The organism is Parvibaculum sp., assembly GCF_046297875.1.
Taxonomy (GTDB): Bacteria; Pseudomonadota; Alphaproteobacteria; order Parvibaculales; family Parvibaculaceae; genus Parvibaculum.
The window spans coordinates 407800-423965 of the sequence record NZ_JBKBHD010000001.1; the positions used below are offsets into that span (position 1 = coordinate 407800).

The 16166-nt window shown below is 63.8% G+C and carries 17 protein-coding genes; 4 read left to right on the forward strand and 13 right to left on the reverse strand.

Going from position 1 to position 16166, the window contains the following annotated elements; all coding sequences use genetic code 11:
- Position 1 precedes the first annotated feature (1 nt).
- Positions 2-283 carry an encapsulin-associated ferritin-like protein gene (locus tag ACK4FH_RS02055; RefSeq protein ID WP_409810748.1) on the forward strand — a complete coding sequence of 94 codons (282 nt, stop codon included), beginning with the start codon at positions 2-4 and terminating at the stop codon, positions 281-283.
- 3 nt (positions 284-286) lie between these two features.
- Here the strand turns inward: ACK4FH_RS02055 and ACK4FH_RS02060 are convergent, their stop codons facing one another.
- Genes ACK4FH_RS02060 through ACK4FH_RS02070 form a run of 3 tightly spaced genes read right to left on the reverse strand, consistent with a single transcriptional unit; the run spans position 287 to position 2408 of the window.
- The gene (locus ACK4FH_RS02060) at positions 287-1075 is read right to left on the reverse strand and encodes an SDR family NAD(P)-dependent oxidoreductase (protein WP_409810750.1); all 789 of its coding nucleotides are present in this window, start codon (positions 1073-1075) and stop codon (positions 287-289) included.
- Between the two features lie 19 nt (positions 1076-1094).
- Complete coding sequence (locus ACK4FH_RS02065; protein WP_409810752.1) at positions 1095-1406, reverse strand: DUF190 domain-containing protein; 312 nt, start codon at positions 1404-1406, stop codon at positions 1095-1097.
- A 9-nt stretch (positions 1407-1415) separates the two neighbouring features.
- The gene (locus ACK4FH_RS02070; RefSeq protein ID WP_409810754.1) at positions 1416-2408 is read right to left on the reverse strand and encodes a sodium-dependent bicarbonate transport family permease; all 993 of its coding nucleotides are present in this window, start codon (positions 2406-2408) and stop codon (positions 1416-1418) included.
- Positions 2409-2521: 113 nt separating this feature from the next.
- On the opposite strand from ACK4FH_RS02070, the gene ACK4FH_RS02075 reads away from it, so the two are divergent.
- From ACK4FH_RS02075 to ACK4FH_RS02085, 3 genes are read left to right on the forward strand one after another with little or no spacing between them, the layout of a single operon-like run.
- Positions 2522-3334 (forward strand): enoyl-CoA hydratase/isomerase family protein, encoded by an 813-nt coding sequence (locus ACK4FH_RS02075; protein ID WP_409810756.1) that lies wholly within the window; start codon positions 2522-2524, stop codon positions 3332-3334.
- Positions 3335-3338: 4 nt separating this feature from the next.
- Positions 3339-4511 (forward strand): alpha/beta fold hydrolase, encoded by a 1173-nt coding sequence (locus ACK4FH_RS02080; protein ID WP_409810758.1) that lies wholly within the window; start codon positions 3339-3341, stop codon positions 4509-4511.
- Between the two features lie 5 nt (positions 4512-4516).
- Complete coding sequence (locus ACK4FH_RS02085; protein WP_409810760.1) at positions 4517-5437, forward strand: alpha/beta fold hydrolase; 921 nt, start codon at positions 4517-4519, stop codon at positions 5435-5437.
- On the opposite strand, the gene ACK4FH_RS02090 is transcribed toward ACK4FH_RS02085, so the two are convergent.
- The 10 genes from ACK4FH_RS02090 to ACK4FH_RS02135 all read right to left on the reverse strand — a co-directional run bounded on the left by ACK4FH_RS02090 (position 5434) and on the right by ACK4FH_RS02135 (position 16163).
- Positions 5434-6585 carry an acyl-CoA dehydrogenase family protein gene (locus tag ACK4FH_RS02090; protein ID WP_409810761.1) on the reverse strand — a complete coding sequence of 384 codons (1152 nt, stop codon included), beginning with the start codon at positions 6583-6585 and terminating at the stop codon, positions 5434-5436. The genes ACK4FH_RS02085 and ACK4FH_RS02090 overlap by 4 nt on opposite strands.
- 18 nt (positions 6586-6603) lie before the next feature.
- The gene (locus tag ACK4FH_RS02095; protein WP_409810763.1) at positions 6604-7524 is read right to left on the reverse strand and encodes a thioesterase family protein; all 921 of its coding nucleotides are present in this window, start codon (positions 7522-7524) and stop codon (positions 6604-6606) included.
- Between the two features lie 31 nt (positions 7525-7555).
- Positions 7556-8449, reverse strand: coding sequence for an acyl-CoA thioesterase (locus tag ACK4FH_RS02100; protein WP_409810765.1), 894 nt, complete (start codon positions 8447-8449; stop codon positions 7556-7558).
- Positions 8446-9357, reverse strand: a complete 912-nt coding sequence (locus ACK4FH_RS02105; protein WP_409810767.1) for an acyl-CoA thioesterase — start codon at positions 9355-9357, stop codon at positions 8446-8448. The genes ACK4FH_RS02100 and ACK4FH_RS02105 overlap by 4 nt, the downstream gene beginning before the upstream one ends.
- Before the next feature lie 60 nt (positions 9358-9417).
- Positions 9418-10020 carry a TetR/AcrR family transcriptional regulator gene (locus ACK4FH_RS02110; RefSeq protein ID WP_409810769.1) on the reverse strand — a complete coding sequence of 201 codons (603 nt, stop codon included), beginning with the start codon at positions 10018-10020 and terminating at the stop codon, positions 9418-9420.
- Entirely contained in the window at positions 10020-10898 is an 879-nt protein-coding gene (locus ACK4FH_RS02115; protein WP_409810771.1) for a crotonase/enoyl-CoA hydratase family protein, read from the reverse strand. Before ACK4FH_RS02115 ends, ACK4FH_RS02110 begins: the two co-directional genes overlap by 1 nt.
- Positions 10899-11025: 127 nt before the next feature.
- On the reverse strand, positions 11026-11991 hold the full coding sequence (locus ACK4FH_RS02120; protein WP_409810773.1) for an alpha/beta hydrolase: 966 nt from the start codon (positions 11989-11991) through the stop codon (positions 11026-11028).
- A gap of 70 nt (positions 11992-12061) precedes the next feature.
- Positions 12062-12682, reverse strand: a complete 621-nt coding sequence (locus tag ACK4FH_RS02125; RefSeq protein WP_409810775.1) for a DJ-1/PfpI family protein — start codon at positions 12680-12682, stop codon at positions 12062-12064.
- Between the two features lie 10 nt (positions 12683-12692).
- Positions 12693-13781, reverse strand: coding sequence for a GlxA family transcriptional regulator (locus tag ACK4FH_RS02130; protein ID WP_409810777.1), 1089 nt, complete (start codon positions 13779-13781; stop codon positions 12693-12695).
- Between the two features lie 126 nt (positions 13782-13907).
- On the reverse strand, positions 13908-16163 hold the full coding sequence (locus tag ACK4FH_RS02135; RefSeq protein WP_409810779.1) for a 3-hydroxyacyl-CoA dehydrogenase NAD-binding domain-containing protein: 2256 nt from the start codon (positions 16161-16163) through the stop codon (positions 13908-13910).
- Positions 16164-16166: the final 3 nt, after the last annotated feature.

Genomic DNA, 16166 nt, shown 5'->3' on the forward strand with positions numbered 1-16166 from the left:
CATGTCCAGCGAAGGCCTGCACGAAACCAATCTGTCGCCCGAAGCGCTCAACCTGCACCGCGCCATCGTGTCGCTGATGGAGGAGCTCGAGGCCGTCGATTGGTACAACCAGCGCGCCGAAGCCTGCACCGATCCGGAGCTCACGAAAATCCTCGAGCACAATCGCGACGAGGAAATCGAGCATGCGGTGATGGTGCTGGAATGGCTCCGCCGCAACAATCCGCGCTTCGACAAGGAGATGCGCGAGCGGCTGTTCAAGGACGGACCCATCGGGAAGGACTGAACCTCACCGCACCTGACCGCCATCAACGACGAGCACCTCGCCGGTGATGAAGCTCGCGCGGGGGCTGGCGAGGAAGAGGGCAGCATCCGCGATGTCCTCGACCGTGCCGAAGCGGCGGAGCGCCACTTCGCGCTTGATCCAGCGGTCCCAGGCTTCGGGCCGCTCCTTCGTGTTGCGGTCCCAGACACCGCCTTCAAAGAGAATGTTGCCGGGGGCGATGGCGTTGACGCGCAATCCTTCCTTGCCAGTGAACTTAGCGAGCTGGCGCGTCAGATGATTGATGCCGGCCTTCGAGGCGGCATAGGTGAGCGAGGTGCCCAGTGCATCGACGCCTGCGATGGATGAGATCAGGATGAGGCTTGCATGTTCGCGCGTCTCGCGCGGGCGCATAAGGATGCGGCGTGCGGCCTCGCGCGCGAGATAGACGGAACCGAAGAGGTTCTGCTTCATGTCGGCGTCCCAATCCTCGTCCGACACATCGAAGCCCAATGGCGCGCGCGACAGGCCGACATTCGCGACCGCGCAGTGAAGCGGGCCCAACGCCGCTTCCGCCGCATCGAGCGCCGCGGCGATTTCCGCCGAGGCCGTCATGTCGCCTGCGACGGTGAAAAGATTTTCGGGCTTAATACCTTCCGCAATCAGCGCCTTATGTGCTGCATCGAGCGATGCTTCGCCGCGCGCGGCGAGTGCCACTTGTGCGCCTTCGGCAGCAAAGGCGCGCGCCATGCCGAGGCCAATGCCGCGGCTCGCACCGGCGATGAAGACATGCTTGCCTTCCAGTTCGAGTTTCATGTCCCCTCCTTTGCAAACTCTAGAATCTGTCGCCCCGGATCACCATGACTTCTGAGACCGTGACGATGCCGATATGGCGGCGCACCAGTTCGAAGACCGGCTCCAGCACTTCATTCAGCCTTTCCTCCGAGGCGATGATGCTGACAGAGACCATCGTGCCCGCCGCGGAAGGCAGGCCCTCCCGGCTCCACACACCGTGATGCCCCTTGCCGCCGATGACCGGCAACACCGTGTAGCCGTTCACGTCCAGCCGGTCGAGGAGATCGGTCAGACGCTTCTGCGCCGGTGCTTCGAGCAGGATCTCAATGCGCTTCTTTCTGTGCATGTCCATTGCGTCACCTCATCCGGCAATTCGCTCTGCCACCGCTGCATAAAGCGGGATGCCGAGCGCGAGGTTGAAGGGGAAGGTCACGCCGAGTGACAGCGTGAGATAGATGGCGGGGTTTGCTTCCGGCAATGCAAGCCGCATGGCGGCAGGTACCGCGATATAGGAGGCCGAGGCCGCCAGCGTGATGAAGAGGGCGGCGCCGCCCACCGAGAGCCCGAGCATGGCCGCGAAAGCGGCGGCGAGCGCAGCAGAGATGAGCGGAAAATAGATGCCGAAGGCGATGAGTGCCGGCGACAACTCGCGCCCGCCCTGACGCAGGCCCCGGCCCGCGACGAGGCCCATGTCGAGCAGGAAGAGGCAGAGGATGCCCCGGAAGGGATCGACGATGAAGGGTGCGATCATGTCCATGCCGCGCTCACCTGTCGCCCAGCCGATCAGGAAGGCGCCGACGAGAATGACGATGGAGCCGTTGGTGCCGACTTCACGAAGCAGCGTTCCCATGCCCTCGCCCTGCCCGCCTGCCTCTTTCGGTGCGGCGCGGCGGGCGAGGAGAAGGGCCGCAACGATGGCCGGGGTTTCCATGACGGCGGCAACGGCAATCAGATAGCCCTCGAAGGCGAGGCCGAGGCTTTTGACGATCTCGGTCGCGGCGACGAAGGTGACGATGGAGATGGAGCCGTAATGGGCGGAGACGGCGGCGGCATCGATGGCGCCGAGGCGAGTGGTGAGCCTTAAAAGTGTGTAGCCGATGACGGGGATGGCAAATGAGAGCCCGATACCGGCCAGGATCGTCAGGCCCATCGACGCATCGAGGCCGGATTTCGCAACCTCGGTACCGCCCTTGAAGCCGATGGCAAGCATCAGATAAAGCGCGAGGAACTTGGCTGCCGCTTCAGGCACCGAAAGGTCCGAGCGGACCAGCGCCGCGGCAACACCGAGCGCGAAGAAGAGCACCATCGGCGAGACAAGGTTTTGTACCGCCAGATCGAGTATCGACAAGATCACCTCCCGGAAGGATCGGCCCCGACGCTGCGTCAGGCAGGCGAAGTGGGGGCTCCCTTGTGGCGGCCCCCGGCGCTGCTAGACTTCATGCAAAAGAATACGGGAGTAAATAGGGAATGGACTACACACAAATCAAGACCGAGAAGCGCGGCAACATCCTTATTCTGACGATGAACCGGCCGGACCGGCTGAACGCATGGACCGGGCGCATGGCCGCCGAGCAGGCGGACGCCATCAAACGGGCAAATGACGATCCCGATATCGGCGCCATCGTGATGACAGGCGAAGGGCGCGGCTTCTGTGCGGGGGCGGACATTTCCGACACATTCCAGTCGCGGATCGACGGCCAGGACCGCAACAACGACAATGGCGGCATGCCGAGCGATGTGGACTGGATCGAGCTCGTGCGCTCCTCGAAGCCGATGATCGCCGCCGTGAACGGACCGGCGGTCGGCATCGGCGTCACCATGATCCTTCCCTTCGATGTGATCGTGGCGGCGGAAGAAGCGAAGTTCGGCATGGTCTTCGTGAAAATGGGCATAGTGCCGGAGCTCGCCTCATCGCATTTTCTCGTCAGCCGCATGGGCTGGGGCCAGGCGAACGAGATGATGCTGACCGGCAGGCTCTATCCCGCAGCGGAGGCTAAGGAAAAGGGGCTCTGCGAATATGTGGTTCCCGGTACGCAGCTTCTCGACAAGGCGCTCGAGATCGCAAGCCTCATTGCCGAGAACCCATCGCGCCAGCTGCGCATGACGAAGCAGCTCATTTCGCAGAATGCCTGCGAGACCGACATGAAGGCAGCGCAGAAGCGCGAAGTCGAGGCGCTCAAGGTCTGCTACACATCGGCCGAGCACAAGGAAGCGGTGGACGCCTTCCTCAACAAGCGAAAACCCGACTTCCGGAAGGCCGCGCAGCAGGCGGCGGAATAGCGCCATGAGCGGGCGATACGAGGTCGAGCGCATTCCCTTTCATCTGCACTGGCAGGAGAAGTCCCTTTTCAAGGAGACCTATGCAGGCGCGCTCGACACCATCGTCGTCGAAGGCCAATACCTGAAGCCGAAAGGCTCTACTTCGAAGACTGTGCTGATCTTCATGCATCCGTCCGGCACGATGAACCTGCTGCCGATGCCGAACGCCGCTGCCGCGGCGGGCATTCCCTGCCTCACCTGCGGCAGCCGCTATCCGCACAATGACAGCGCGCTCATCATGGAGAAGGTGCTGCTCGATCTCGGGCACTATGTCCGCTACGCCAAGGAGAAGCTCAGCTTCGAAAAAGTCGTCCTCGCAGGATGGTCGGGCGGCGGCTCGCTGTCTATGTTCTATCAAAGCCAGGCCGAGAAGCCGACGATCACCGCAACGCCCTGGGGCGACCCTGTGGATGTCGCGGGCGCCGGGCTCATTCCCGCCGATGCCGTGCTGCAGCTCGCGGCGCATGTGAGCCGCGCGATCACGCTGACCGAATGGCTCGACCCTTCGATCCGCAACGAACTCGACCCGGAAGACCGCGATGTGGAGCTCGATCTCTACGATCCGCGCAATCCAAACCAGCCGCCCTACACCGACGCCTATCTCGAGCGCTTCCGCGCGGCACAGATGGCGCGTTCGGGGCGGATCGATGCCTGGGTTCGCGGTACGCTCGAACGGCTGAAGCGTGAAGGGCGCGGCGGTGAGGAACGCAGCTTCGTTGTGCATGGCACGATGGCCGATCCGCGCTGGCTCGATCTCTCTATCGACCCGAACGACCGCAAGGGGCCGAACTGGTGCTTCATGGGCGAACCGAAGACCGTCAACATGATGCCGGCGGGGCTTGCGCGCTATTCCTCGCTCCGCTCCTGGCTGTCGCAATGGTCCTACCGGGAAAGCCGGGCGAACGGGCCGAAATGTGCGGGCGACATATCGGTGCCCGTGCTCGTGATCGAGAACAGCGCCGATGACGGCTGCACGCCCTCCCATGCGGCGCGGATATTCGCGGGCGTTCAACATGACGACAAGGAACTTCATGTCGTCAAAGGCGCGACACACTATTATATAGGCCAGCCGGACAAGGTGGCCGAAGCCGTCGGCATTGTGGCCGGATGGCTCAAGAAGAAAAAACTGCTGGATTGAACTCAATGAACTCCGTTGTGTGCGAGACGCCGGTGCGGCGCGAACTGCCGCTGCCGCAGGGCAAGATTTCCTATCTCGAATGGGGCGCGGACGATCCTCACAAGACGCCGCTTCATTTCGCGCATGCCAATGGCTTCAACGGACAGACCTATTCGCGGATTCTTTCCGGGCTTTCCGACCGCTTTCACATTCGCGCCTGGGATGCGCGCGGGCACGGCGCGACGACGCTGCCGGCCGATCCCTCGCGCCACCGCAACTGGTATGTCTATCGCGACGATCTCATTTCGATGATCGAACCCTTCGTGAAGGCGACGGGGCGGAAGATCATTCTCGCCGGTCATTCGATGGGCGGGGCGGCGAGCGTCATGGCGGCGGCGGCGCGGCCCGATCTCGTGCGCGGGCTTGTGCTCGCCGATCCGGTGATGATCCCGTCCGGTGCGCGCTACATCATGCTGCTCTCGCAGCGGCTCGGGTTCGACGGCAACCCGCTCGCGCTTGGCGCGGAAAAGCGGCGCGCGCGCTTCCCGGACAAGGAGAGCGCCGTGTCGCGTTATGAAGGGCGCGGCGCCTTCAGGACATGGCCGCGCGGCTTCATCGAAGACTACATCGCGGGCGGGACGCGGGCACGCGATGACGGACAGATCGAGCTTTCATGCGCGCCCGCCTGGGAAGCGGCGAACTTCCGCGCGCAGGGCCACAATATCGGCAAGTCCGTGCGCGTACTGCATGTGCCTTTCGCCCTGCTCTATGCCGAACATGGAACGACCTGCCGCCCGCCCTTCCCCGAACTCCTGAAGCGCCGCGACCCGAAGGCGCATGTGATGCAGGTGAAAGGCGCGACGCATTTCTTGCCGATGGAATTTCCCGATGTGGTGGCGCAGGAAATCCGCGCCTTCACGGACAGGCTGGAAGCGGAAGAACGCTAGCGCGCTGTCAGTCCGGCACCAATGCGCTCGTTCATGATTTCCGTGCTGCCATCGGTATAGGCGGCAATCTTCGCGCATGCGAGGTGGCGGCCCAGGCCGTGCTCCTCCCTGAGCCCGTTTGCGCCCATGGCCTGAATGCAATCGGCAATGCGCGGCAGGGTCACGCGGCCCGAAAATTTCTTCGCATGGGCGGCCGCCATTACCGCATCTCCATCGGCGTCGATCAGCTGACCGGCATGAGCGGTGAGCGCACGCAATGCCTCGAGGTCGTTTGCGACATTGCCGAGCGACCAGTTGAGCCCCTGATGGGCGAGAAGCTTCTTGCCGAAGGTTTCGCGCGAGGCGCCATAGCGGAGCGCCCTGTCAAGCGCATCAGCCAGCATGCCCGCGCACATGGCGGCGACATAGACGCGCGCGCCATTCACGCCCTTCATGGCGAGCTTGAAGGCCTCGCCAGGCGGGGCGAGCATGTCGTCTTCGCTCGCGATGTAGTTTTCGAGCGTGAAGCCGCCCGCACCGATCGCATGGCCGCCCATGAGGTCATAGCCGGGGCCGCGGGTGAAACCCGGCCGCCTCGCATCGACGAGGAAGCAGGCAATGCCGCGCCAGCCGGCGGAAGCATCGGTCTGCACATAGGTGATGAAGAGATCGGCGATCGTCACGTTGGTGATCCAGGCCTTTTCACCGTCGAGACGCCAGCCGCCATCCACTTTCCGGGCGCTGGTGCGGATCGAGGAGAAGTCGCTGCCGGCGCCCGGCTCGCTCAGCGCCGTTGCGCCGAATATCCCGCCCGACATGAGGGCCGGGATATGGGTGTCGCGGTGATGAGCATTGGGCGAGAAAGCAAGCCGCGCCGCCACATTCTGCGTATTCACCATCGAGAAAGTGAAGGCCATGTCGGCGCCGGACATTTCCTCGCAAAGCGCGAGTTTGACGAGATAGCGCTGGCCGAGCCCGCCTTGCGCCTTTGGCGTTTCGAGACGGAGGAGGCCGAGCGCAGCCGCCTCGTGCAGCGCCTCAACGGGCTGGCGCCGCTCGCGCTCCCATGCCGCCGCATTCGGGCGGACAGTGCTTTCGGTGAACGCGGCTGCGCGGTCGAGCAGCGCCGCTTCATCCGGCGTCAGCAGGTGACGAAGAAATCCTCCCATATCCCCCCTCTCCTTATGTCAGACGCCGAGGCCTTCGATTACTAGAGATTCAAGGTGCGTGCGCATTTCTTCCGGTATCGGGATCGCCTTGCGCGTGGTGAGATCCAGCGCGATGGCGACGGCTTCGGCGGTTGCGATTGCCTCGCCGGTTTCAAGGTCGAACAGCCAGTGGCACCATGTATAGGTTTTCGGTCCCACCTGTTTCAGCCCGCTTCTGAGCGTGACGATGTCGCCGACGCGTGGATAGCGGCGATAGACGAAGCGATATTCAAGCGCGGCGCCGCCAATGGTCGGCGTTTTCGAGCGATCCGTGCCGTTCGTCTGCACGAGCAGGTTCGGAATGCCGTCGGAGACGATGCCCATGAAATTGCGCACGGTGAGGAAGCCCTGCGCATCGCAGAGCGCGGGCATGATCTCGCCCTGCCAGACGCGAACCATGCCCATGGCGTCCGCTTCTTTCAGTTTCGGCGCCGGGCGAGGATCGTAGAGTTCGAGGCCGCGCGGGGCGCCATGCGCCGGGCGCTCCACAATGAGGGCCTTTGCCGCCGCCTTGGCCTTGGCGGGAAGCGGCTTCACCTCGCGGGTTTCGTCATCCACCCATTGCACTTCGGCATTGAAGGTGGCGGCGGGTTCGCCCGACGCCGTGTTCACCATCTCCTCATAGACGCTGAGACCGTAGTCGCGCACTTCGAGAATGCCCGCACGGAGGAAGAAGGGCGCGCCGGGGCGCTGTTCGCGCAGGAAACAGACATGATGATCGCTCACCTGCAGCCGGGCACCTTCATTGCGCGCGAAGCGGGGCCCAAGACCGAGCGCGAGGCCAAGCGCGGCAAGTCCCTGCCCCGCCTTCTCGACATAGAACTGCACATTCATGTGCCCCATCTGGTCGCATTCCCACGTCTGGACGCTCGACCTTGCGACTTCGATCATCTCGCTCATGCTTTTCTTCCGTTTCTTGATTGCGAATTGTTCAGAGGCGTTGACGGATCGGCTCCGGCAAGGGAACGGCCTTGCGCGTCGCCTTGTCGAACAGCAGCGCCGCGCCTTCCGCCGCACAGGCAGGCTCGCCCGTGTCGCCGCTGAAGAGCCAATGCCGGTAGCGTAGCGTCTTGCCCTCCGTTTTCAGGATCGCGGTGCGCACAAAAAGCGTTTCGCCCGCGCGCAGCTCCCGCAGATAGGTCAGGCGCGTCTCGACCGTTGCCGTTGCAAGGCCGCGGGCGGCCTGTTCATGGCGGCCGAGTCCGGCATGGGCCCACATATGGCCCTGCGCATCGGAAAAGCGTGCCATGAAGAAGCGCGCATTCATGTGGCCGTTCGTATCGCATTCCCAGGTGTTGACGACAGAGCGGTTCGTCTCTGTCATGCCTTCCGCGTCGGCACGGACGAGCGAGACATCGCGCTCCACGGCCTCGCGCGGCAGCGAGCGGGCTTCGGCCACCGGCGGCAGCGAGACGCGCATCTGTTCCGCATTGGCGCGCACGCGATCGGGCCAGGGCGCGAGGCGGCGCGTTCCGAGATCGAGACAACCCGTATCGACCACATAGGTCGCTGCAAGGCGATCATCCAGCGCCTCGCGCATCTCCTGATAGATGCGCATTGTCTTGTCGCGGATTTCCAAGATGCCGGAGCGGATGGTGACGAGGTCGCTCGCGCGGAGTTCGCGGTGAAAACGGATGTGATGTTCGAGCGCGACATAGCCAAGGCCCGATGCCGCCTGATCGAGCGCGGCATGGCCGAGCGCCACGCGCAGATTGTAGGAGCTGTCGGAGCTTTTCGAGATGTAGTGCTGAATGTTCATATGGCCCATCTCGTCGCATTCCTGCAACGAGACATAGCCCTTGTAGGTGCCGATCATGCCGCTCATGCAAGCGTCCTCACATGCGGGAGAACGGCGGCGCGTTCCTCATCCGTGAAGGCGACCGTCTTGCGCGCGTCGAGATCGAGCATGACGGCAATCGCCTCGCCCGTTGCGGCGAGAAGGCCCGTTTCCGCATCGAACATGAAATGGGTGAAGGTCAGCGTCTTCCGTTCGACGCGGGTGAGCGTGCTGCGCACGACGAGCATGGCGCCGGAGCCGACCTCACGATGATAGTTGAGGCGCATTTCGAGAACGACCGTGCCGCGCCGCTTGTCCAGCATGTTGCGCTTGCCGAAGCCGAGCGCCTGCCAGAGATGGCCGGCGCCATCCGAGAAGCGCGCCATGTAGAAGCGCGAATTCATGTGGCCGAAATCGTCGCACTCCCATGGCATGACGGCGCCGCGATAGATTTCGATGAAATCCATGACGTCTTCGAGTTTGATATCGGGCAGACGTTTCTCGCGTTCGACGCCGCGCGCCTCCGCGTGAGGCGGCAGGGGCCCGAGGAAAGGCGCCGCGCGCCCCCTTGCCTCGTCCGGCCAAGGAATGAGCTTTCGCGCATCGAGATCGAAATGGCCGGAGACAGCGGTGATCGTCGCCGAGACCTCGCCCGTCGATGAATTGAACAATTCCTGGAAGCTCACCAGCGTACGCTCGCGGATTTCAACGGGGCGCGAGCGCATATGCATGATGTCGCCGGCGCGAAGCTCACGGTGGAAACGGATATGCTCCTCCAGCGCCACCATGGCACGGCGCTCGCCGCGCACCTGCGAGGGCGCGAGGCCAAGCGCATGGCGCAGATAGAAAGCGGCGTCGGAGGCACGGGCGACATAGAACTGCACGTTCATATGGCCGACCTCATCGCACTCCCATGTATTCACGGTGCCGCGAAACGTATCGAGAAATTCTGTCATCGGGTCATATTAAAGGACTGAATGGCGGGTGCCGCAGCATAGGGGTGGGGATGCCGCTTGTCATGCCTGCGGCAAAGCGGCGAGCCTGTGCGTGAGGAGGCCTTCGGCGGTGAAGCCGAGGGGGCGAAGCCTCCCCGAGCCTTCAAGCACGCGAAGGCCGATGAGGAGCGCCGCCAGGCAGAGGATTTCGCGGTGGGCGGCCTCTCCTTCGAGGCCAGTTGCGGCGCGGAGAGGACCGCCCAGCACTTCCAGAATGGCGATAACTCGGCCCGTCACCGCGCGGTCGAGATCGGCGGGAAGCACCTCCGCTGACATGAGCCTGCCCGCAAGGCGGACATGGGGCGCATTGCCCGCCGTTGCCTTCAATGCCTCTTTCGCCGCCGCTGCCAGAGCGGCGGCAGGACCGGCCGCCCGTTCCGCCGCCTCGCGCATTCGCCTTGCCAGATGGCCGAGTTCTTCCGCCGTGAGCGCGATCGCAAGCTCATCTATCCCCGCGAAATAGGTATAGACAGCGCCCGGCGCATAGCCCGCTTCGGCGGCCACAGCCCGCATGGTGAGTGCCTCCGGCCCGCCCGCATCGCAGACGCGGCGCGCGGCAGCGAGGATCGCTTTGCGCTTCAGATCGCGAATATCCTCGCGGCGCTTTTCGGCTGCATTTCGCATCAGAACTTGTAAGTCGAGCGGGAAACGCCTTCGGCTATCGGCGCACCGCTGTCACGCTCCTTCACGGCCTGCTGGAAGCCGACCGCCTCCGCGCGGTTTTTGAACCAGACGCCTTCAGGTGAATGGCGCGTTATGCCGTCGAACAGCGTCGCAAACATCTGCGTCGTTTGCAGGCCCATATTCTCATAGGCCTGATTGACCATGAGCTTCTGCATCATGAGCTGATTGCGCGGCACGCCAGCCATCCGCGCGGCAAGTGCCTCCACCCGCGCATCGAGTTCGGCTTCCGGCGCCGCCTCGAGCACTAGACCCATGTCGGCGGCTTCGGTTCCCGTCACGAGATCGCCGGTGAAGAGCATGCGCTTGGCGCGCTCCGGCCCCAGGCGGTAGACCCACATGGCCGTGGTGGGGCAACCCCAGACGCGGGCGGGCGGATAGCCGATCTTCGCATCCTCGGCCATCACCACCATGTCGCAGCAGAGCGCAATGTCGGAGCCGCCCGCAACGGCAAAGCCGCGCACCTTGGCGATGGTCGGCTTGTGGGAGCGCCAGAGCGACATGAAGTCCCTCGTGTTCGCGAACATCATGTTGAAATCGACCATCGGGTCCCAGGGCCGCGCATCGCCTGCCGCGACACCGGTTGCCCGGTTGCCGGCCGGTGCCTCGGCAAAATCCTTGAGGTCGTAGCCCGCGCAGAAGGCCCGGCCCGCACCTGTCAGCACGATCACATGGACGCCATCATCCTCGTTCGCGCGCTCGACGGCGGCGGCAATCTCGCGCGGCATGCCGGAGGCGATGGCGTTGAGCCGGTCCGGCCGGTTCAACGTGATGGTGGCCACACGGCCCTGCCGTTCATAGAGAATATGTTCGAAGGGCATAGGCTTTCTCCCACTTTTCCCTGTTATTGAACATATATCAATAATTTGAACAATGTTCAATTTATTGATCCGAAAGAGGCGGCGGGCATTCCGCGCCGCCGCCCCGATCAACCGGGCCGAAAAGCCGTCAGGCTGTGAGCCCCTTCAGGAAATCATCCATCCGCTTGTTGGCCGCCGCCGCCAAGGCGCCGGGGAAGGCGATGAAGCCATGCGCGCCGCCCGGGAAGACGGCAAGCTCCGCCTCGTTGCCCGCCGCGATCCAGCGGCCATACATGAAGAGCGAATCGTCCAATAGCGCATCGCGCGTGCCGATGGTGAAAAGCGCAGGCGGCATGTCGTGGAGCCTCGCATATAGCGGCGAGACATCGGGATCGCGCCGGTCGATATGAGGCGGCATGAAGGCATCGCCGAACTTCTCGATGTCGATGGTACGCAGGATCAGCCGCTCGTCGCCAAAGGCCTTCTGGCTCGGCGTCATCGACATGTCGAAGGCACCGAAAACGAGGTTCGCGCCCGCGAAGCCAGTGAAGCCGTGGCGGTCGCGCATGCGGAGCAGCGTGACGGCGGATAGATGCCCGCCCGCGGACTCGCCGCCAATCGCAAGGAGCCCGGTGCCGAATTCGGTTTTCGCGTTCTTGGCGAGCCAGATCGCCGCCGCCTCGCAATCATCCGGTCCGGCGGGATAGGGGTTTTCCGGTGCAAGGCGGTACTCGACGCTGACACAGGCGAAACCCGTGTTGTCCGCGATCCGCTCAAGCATCGGGTCTTGCTGGTCGGCGCCGCCGAGCACCCAGCCGCCGCCATGAATATGGAGATAGGCGCCTTTCGGGCTTACCTCCGGCGCGACGATGCGGAGTTTCACCTTGCCCAGCTTGCCATCGATCTCGATTTCGCGGGCGCGCGGCGATTTCGGCGCCAGCGGAAAGGCGCCCTCACCCCTTGCGCGCTGGTCGCGGAAGGTCTGCACGCCGATTTCCCACCATTCGGGCAATTCCTTCATGCCCGCAATGATGAAATCGTTGATGCCCTTCGTTTCGGCGGAGATGGCGTCTGCGGTGAAAAGCTTCGGGTCGAACGGATTGCTGCCTGACATGGTCCCCTCAAAGAATCTTGTTCTTTGAGGGGATTAGACCGGATGAGCGGGCGATGCGCCAGCCCCACCCTCAGACGGCGGCGGCGTAGGGCGGCGCGGGATCGTACTGCATGGCACGCTGCGTGTTGCGAGCGTGATCCTCTCCGTGCATCTGGCCGACAAGCCATAGCGCCATGTCAATGCCGGCCGACACGCCCGCCGCGGTCACGACATTGCCGTCGCGCACATAGCGCACTTCCTCAAGCACGGTGGCGCTCCCATCCGTCTCGCGCAATGCAGGGATGAAGGCCCAATGGGTCGTGACGCGCTTGCCTTTCGCGGGCCCCGCCACGCAGAGCAGCAGCGCACCCGTGCAGACGCTCGTCACCCATTCGCAGCCGGCCGAAACCCTGGCGAGCCAGGCGAGCAGCGCCTCGTTCTTCGCCTCGCGGCGCGTACCGATGCCGCCGGGCACAAGGATCAGATCGAGCGCAGGTGCATCCGCGATCGAGACATGAGCCTCCACCGTCATGCCCTTTGCGCCGGTGATCGTACCGCCCTTTTCCGAAATCAGGATCACGCGGTCCGGCCGCTCTCGGCCTTCATGGCCATATACCTCGTTCGACATGGTGAAGACTTCATAGGGGCCGACGAAATCAAGCTCCTCGACGCCGTCGAAAATCAGAATGCCGATATTGCGGTTGCGGGTCATTCAATGCTCCTCAATGCGACTGCTGTTTGTGGTGTGAGCGCGCGGCTTCCATCATGGTGGCCATCGGCGCGAGATCGCGTTGCGCTGTGCGGAATCTTTCGCGGTAACGGCCGGGCGTGACGCCGAGATGGCGGATGAAGGCCCGGCGCATGCGCTCGGCAGCGCCGAAACCTGCATCGGCCGACACGGCATCAAGCGATGTGTCGCCGCTTGCAAGCCGGCGGCAGGCCTCGTCGAGGCGTGCGCGTTCGACGAATTGCGCCGGGGTGAAGCCGGTTTCGGAGGCGAAGTGACGGGCGAAGCTCCGCTCGCTCATGGCGGCGCGCGCCGCAAGTGCGGGCACGGTCAGATCGGCGCGCGGATTCTCGACGATATAGGTGCAGATGCGTGCAAGACGCTCATTGCCGACATGCTGGGCGGCGAGCTGCGCGGAGAATTGCGACTGGCCGCCGGGACGCATCAGATACATGACATGATGGCGCGCAAGCGTGAGCGCCATGTCGCGGCCGAGATCTTCCTCGATGAGCGCAAGCGCGAGGTCCATGCCCGCGGTGACTCCAGCGCTCGTCCAGATCTTGCCGTCGCGGACGTAGATCGCATCGTCATCCACCACCACATCCGGGAAACGCTGCCGCATCGTCGGCGCATAGGCCCAGTGGGTCGCCGCGCGGCGCCCGGCGAGAAGCCCTGCCGCTGCGAGGATGACGGCGCCGGTACAGATCGAGACGACACGGCGGGCGGGCGCTGCCGCCTTGCGCACGAAGGCGAGCAATGCCTCGTTCTCCATCTCGACCCGCGAACCATTGCCGCCCGAGACGATGAACGTGTCGACTTGGGCGAGATCATCCGGAGTGAGGTCGTCGAAACCCTTGTGCGCTGCCAGGGTGAGACCGCTCGTCGTGCCGACGGGCCCACGCCGCTCCGCCACCAGTTCGACCTCATAGGCGGGATCGCCGGTCGCGGCGTCGACCGCCGCCGAGAGAAGCTGAACCGGGCCCGCAATATCGAGGATCTGCGCATCCTCATAGATCAGCATCAGCACCCGGCGGGACCGGGCTTGCGCAGTCTTTCCGGGGGGCGATTTGGCGGCTCTGGACATGCGAACAGCCTAGGCCCGCATCAGCTTGGCGGAAATGACAAAGAACAAGCATTTTCCGCCAAACCAGGCAAAAGAAAACGCCCCGTCTATCGACGGGGCGTTACGGTTGTCAGATGCTGGGCAGGGTCAGGCCGCGGCCTTTTCCTTGCCTGGCGCGAAGCGGCCGTAGAAGGTTTCGCCCTTCGAGGCCATGTCGCGCAGCAGCTTGTTCGGCGTGAAGCGCGGCCCGTATTTCTGGGCGAGCTTGTCGCACTGCTCCACGAAGGCCGCCGTACCGACCATGTCGATCAGCGAGAGCGGACCGCCGGCCCAGGGCGCGAAGCCCCAGCCGAGGATCGCACCGACATCGGCGTCGCGCACGTCCGTCACTACGCCTTCCTCGAAGCAGCGGGCCGCTTCCAGCGCCTGAATATAAAGGAAGCGGTTTTTCAGCTCCTGCACATCGAGGTCGTCCGGGTTCTGGGATTTGCCGGCCAATTCGGCGAGACCCGGCCAGAGCTTCTTCTTGCCGTCCGCCGGATAGTCGTAGAAGCCCTTGCCCGCCTTCTTTCCGACGCGGCCGAGATCCACAACCATCTTCCTGACGAGATCGTCCGCCGGCGAGCCGACATATTTGTCGCCGAGGTCCTTTTTCGTCTGTTCGCGCACCTTGTAGGCGAGGTCGAGCGAGACTTCGTCATTGAGCGCGAGCGGCGGCATGGGCATACCGGTCATGCGGCCGACATTCTCGATCATGGCCGGAGGTACGCCCTCGCCGAGCATGGCAAGGCCTTCGCCGACATAGGTGCCGAAGCAGCGTGAGGTGTAGAAGCCGCGGCTGTCGTTCACCACGATAGGCGTCTTGCGGATCTGCTTCACGTAATCCATCGCCTTGGCAAGCGTTTCGTCGCTCGTCTTCTTGCCCATAATGATTTCGACAAGCTGCATCTTGTCGACGGGGGAGAAGAAATGGATGCCGATGAAGTTCTCGGGCTTCGCCGAGGCTTCTGCGAGGCCGGTGATCGGCAGGGTGGAAGTGTTCGAGCCGTAGATGCCGCCCTCGCCAAGCTGCGGTTCGGACTTCTTCGTCACATCCGCCTTGATCTCGCGGTTTTCGAAGACCGCCTCGATGACGAGATCGGCGCCCTTGAGGTCGTCGTAATTCGTCGTCGGCTTGATGAGGCCGAGCAGCTTGTCGGCCTTTTCCTGCGTGGTCTTGCCGCGCTCAAGCGCTTTCGCCAGCAGTTTTTCGGAATAGGCCTTGCCCTTTTCCGCATTTGCCTGATCGGTGTCGAGAAGCATGACCTCCATGCCGGCCTGCGCCGACACGAAGGCAATGCCCGCACCCATCATGCCGGCGCCGAGAATGCCGAGCTTCTTCACCTGGAAAGGCGCGATGCCTGCCGGGCGGCGGGCACCCTTGCCGAGTTCCTGCATCGACAGGAAGAGCGAACGGATCATCGCCTTGGAGCGCGGGTCCATCAGCAGCTTCGTGAAGTAGCGCGTCTCGATGCGGAGTCCCGCCTCGATCGGCACCTGCAGTCCTTCATAGATGCAGGACATGATGTACTTCTGCGCCGGGAAGTTGCCATGCGTGGTCTTGTGCAGCGTGGCATTGCCGATGGTGAAGACGGAGCCGCCCTTCGGATCATGCGGGCCGCCGCCGGGGATGCGATAGCCTTCGCGGTCCCAGGGCTGGATGGCGATAGCATGAACATCCGGTCCCTTCTTGCCGAGCTTCACCTTCGGCTGGGCGAGGCCTTCCTTGAGCCAGGCGCGCGCCGTGGCGACTTCCTGGCCGGGTTCGGCGATCGCGTTGCAGACGCCGGCCTTCACGGCCTTTTCCGGCGAGAGCGAGGTGCCCTGCAGGATCAGCGGGAGAGCGGCCTGTGCGCCGATGAGACGGGGCAGACGCTGCGTGCCGCCGCCGCCGGGAAGGAGACCGACTTTCGCTTCGGGCAGGCCGATCTGCGTCTTCGGGTTGTTGCCGACGACGCGATAGTGACAGGCGAGCGTGACCTCAAGGCCGCCGCCAAGCGCGGTGCCGTTGATCGCGGCCGCGACGGGCTTGCCGCAGGTCTCTAGCGAGCGCAGCAGCATGTTGAACTTGAGGTTGCCCTCATACATGGCGCGGACGCGGTCTTCCTGCGAACCGCCACCTTCGCCGCCACCGGCCTGACCGCCCATCATGGACAGGTCGGCGCCGGCGCAGAAGGCATCCTTGCCGGAGGTGAGGATGGCGCCCTTGATTGCGTCATCGCCCATGATCTTTTCGATGATCGAGGCCATGTCGGCCATCGAACTTTGCGACAGCACGTTCATCGTGCGGTTCGGCATGTCCCAGGTGACGAGGGCGATACCGTCGCCATCGACTTCGAACTTGAAGTTTTCGTAAGTGGTCATGTC

Coding starts and splice junctions, on each gene's coding strand:
- ACK4FH_RS02125 (WP_409810775.1), bottom strand. CDS start 12,682: ATGACCCGCAACCGCAATATCGGCATTCTGATTTTCGACGGCGTCGAG.
- ACK4FH_RS02095 (WP_409810763.1), bottom strand. CDS start 7,524: ATGAGCGAGATGATCGAAGTCGCAAGGTCGAGCGTCCAGACGTGGGAA.
- ACK4FH_RS02120 (WP_409810773.1), bottom strand. CDS start 11,991: ATGTCAGGCAGCAATCCGTTCGACCCGAAGCTTTTCACCGCAGACGCC.
- ACK4FH_RS02100 (WP_409810765.1), bottom strand. CDS start 8,449: ATGAGCGGCATGATCGGCACCTACAAGGGCTATGTCTCGTTGCAGGAA.
- ACK4FH_RS02105 (WP_409810767.1), bottom strand. CDS start 9,357: ATGACAGAATTTCTCGATACGTTTCGCGGCACCGTGAATACATGGGAG.
- ACK4FH_RS02090 (WP_409810761.1), bottom strand. CDS start 6,585: ATGGGAGGATTTCTTCGTCACCTGCTGACGCCGGATGAAGCGGCGCTG.
- ACK4FH_RS02075 (WP_409810756.1), top strand. CDS start 2,522: ATGGACTACACACAAATCAAGACCGAGAAGCGCGGCAACATCCTTATT.
- ACK4FH_RS02115 (WP_409810771.1), bottom strand. CDS start 10,898: ATGCCCTTCGAACATATTCTCTATGAACGGCAGGGCCGTGTGGCCACC.
- ACK4FH_RS02130 (WP_409810777.1), bottom strand. CDS start 13,781: ATGTCCAGAGCCGCCAAATCGCCCCCCGGAAAGACTGCGCAAGCCCGG.
- ACK4FH_RS02085 (WP_409810760.1), top strand. CDS start 4,517: ATGAACTCCGTTGTGTGCGAGACGCCGGTGCGGCGCGAACTGCCGCTG.
- ACK4FH_RS02080 (WP_409810758.1), top strand. CDS start 3,339: ATGAGCGGGCGATACGAGGTCGAGCGCATTCCCTTTCATCTGCACTGG.
- ACK4FH_RS02060 (WP_409810750.1), bottom strand. CDS start 1,075: ATGAAACTCGAACTGGAAGGCAAGCATGTCTTCATCGCCGGTGCGAGC.
- ACK4FH_RS02065 (WP_409810752.1), bottom strand. CDS start 1,406: ATGGACATGCACAGAAAGAAGCGCATTGAGATCCTGCTCGAAGCACCG.
- ACK4FH_RS02055 (WP_409810748.1), top strand. CDS start 2: ATGTCCAGCGAAGGCCTGCACGAAACCAATCTGTCGCCCGAAGCGCTC.
- ACK4FH_RS02135 (WP_409810779.1), bottom strand. CDS start 16,163: ATGACCACTTACGAAAACTTCAAGTTCGAAGTCGATGGCGACGGTATC.
- ACK4FH_RS02110 (WP_409810769.1), bottom strand. CDS start 10,020: ATGCGAAATGCAGCCGAAAAGCGCCGCGAGGATATTCGCGATCTGAAG.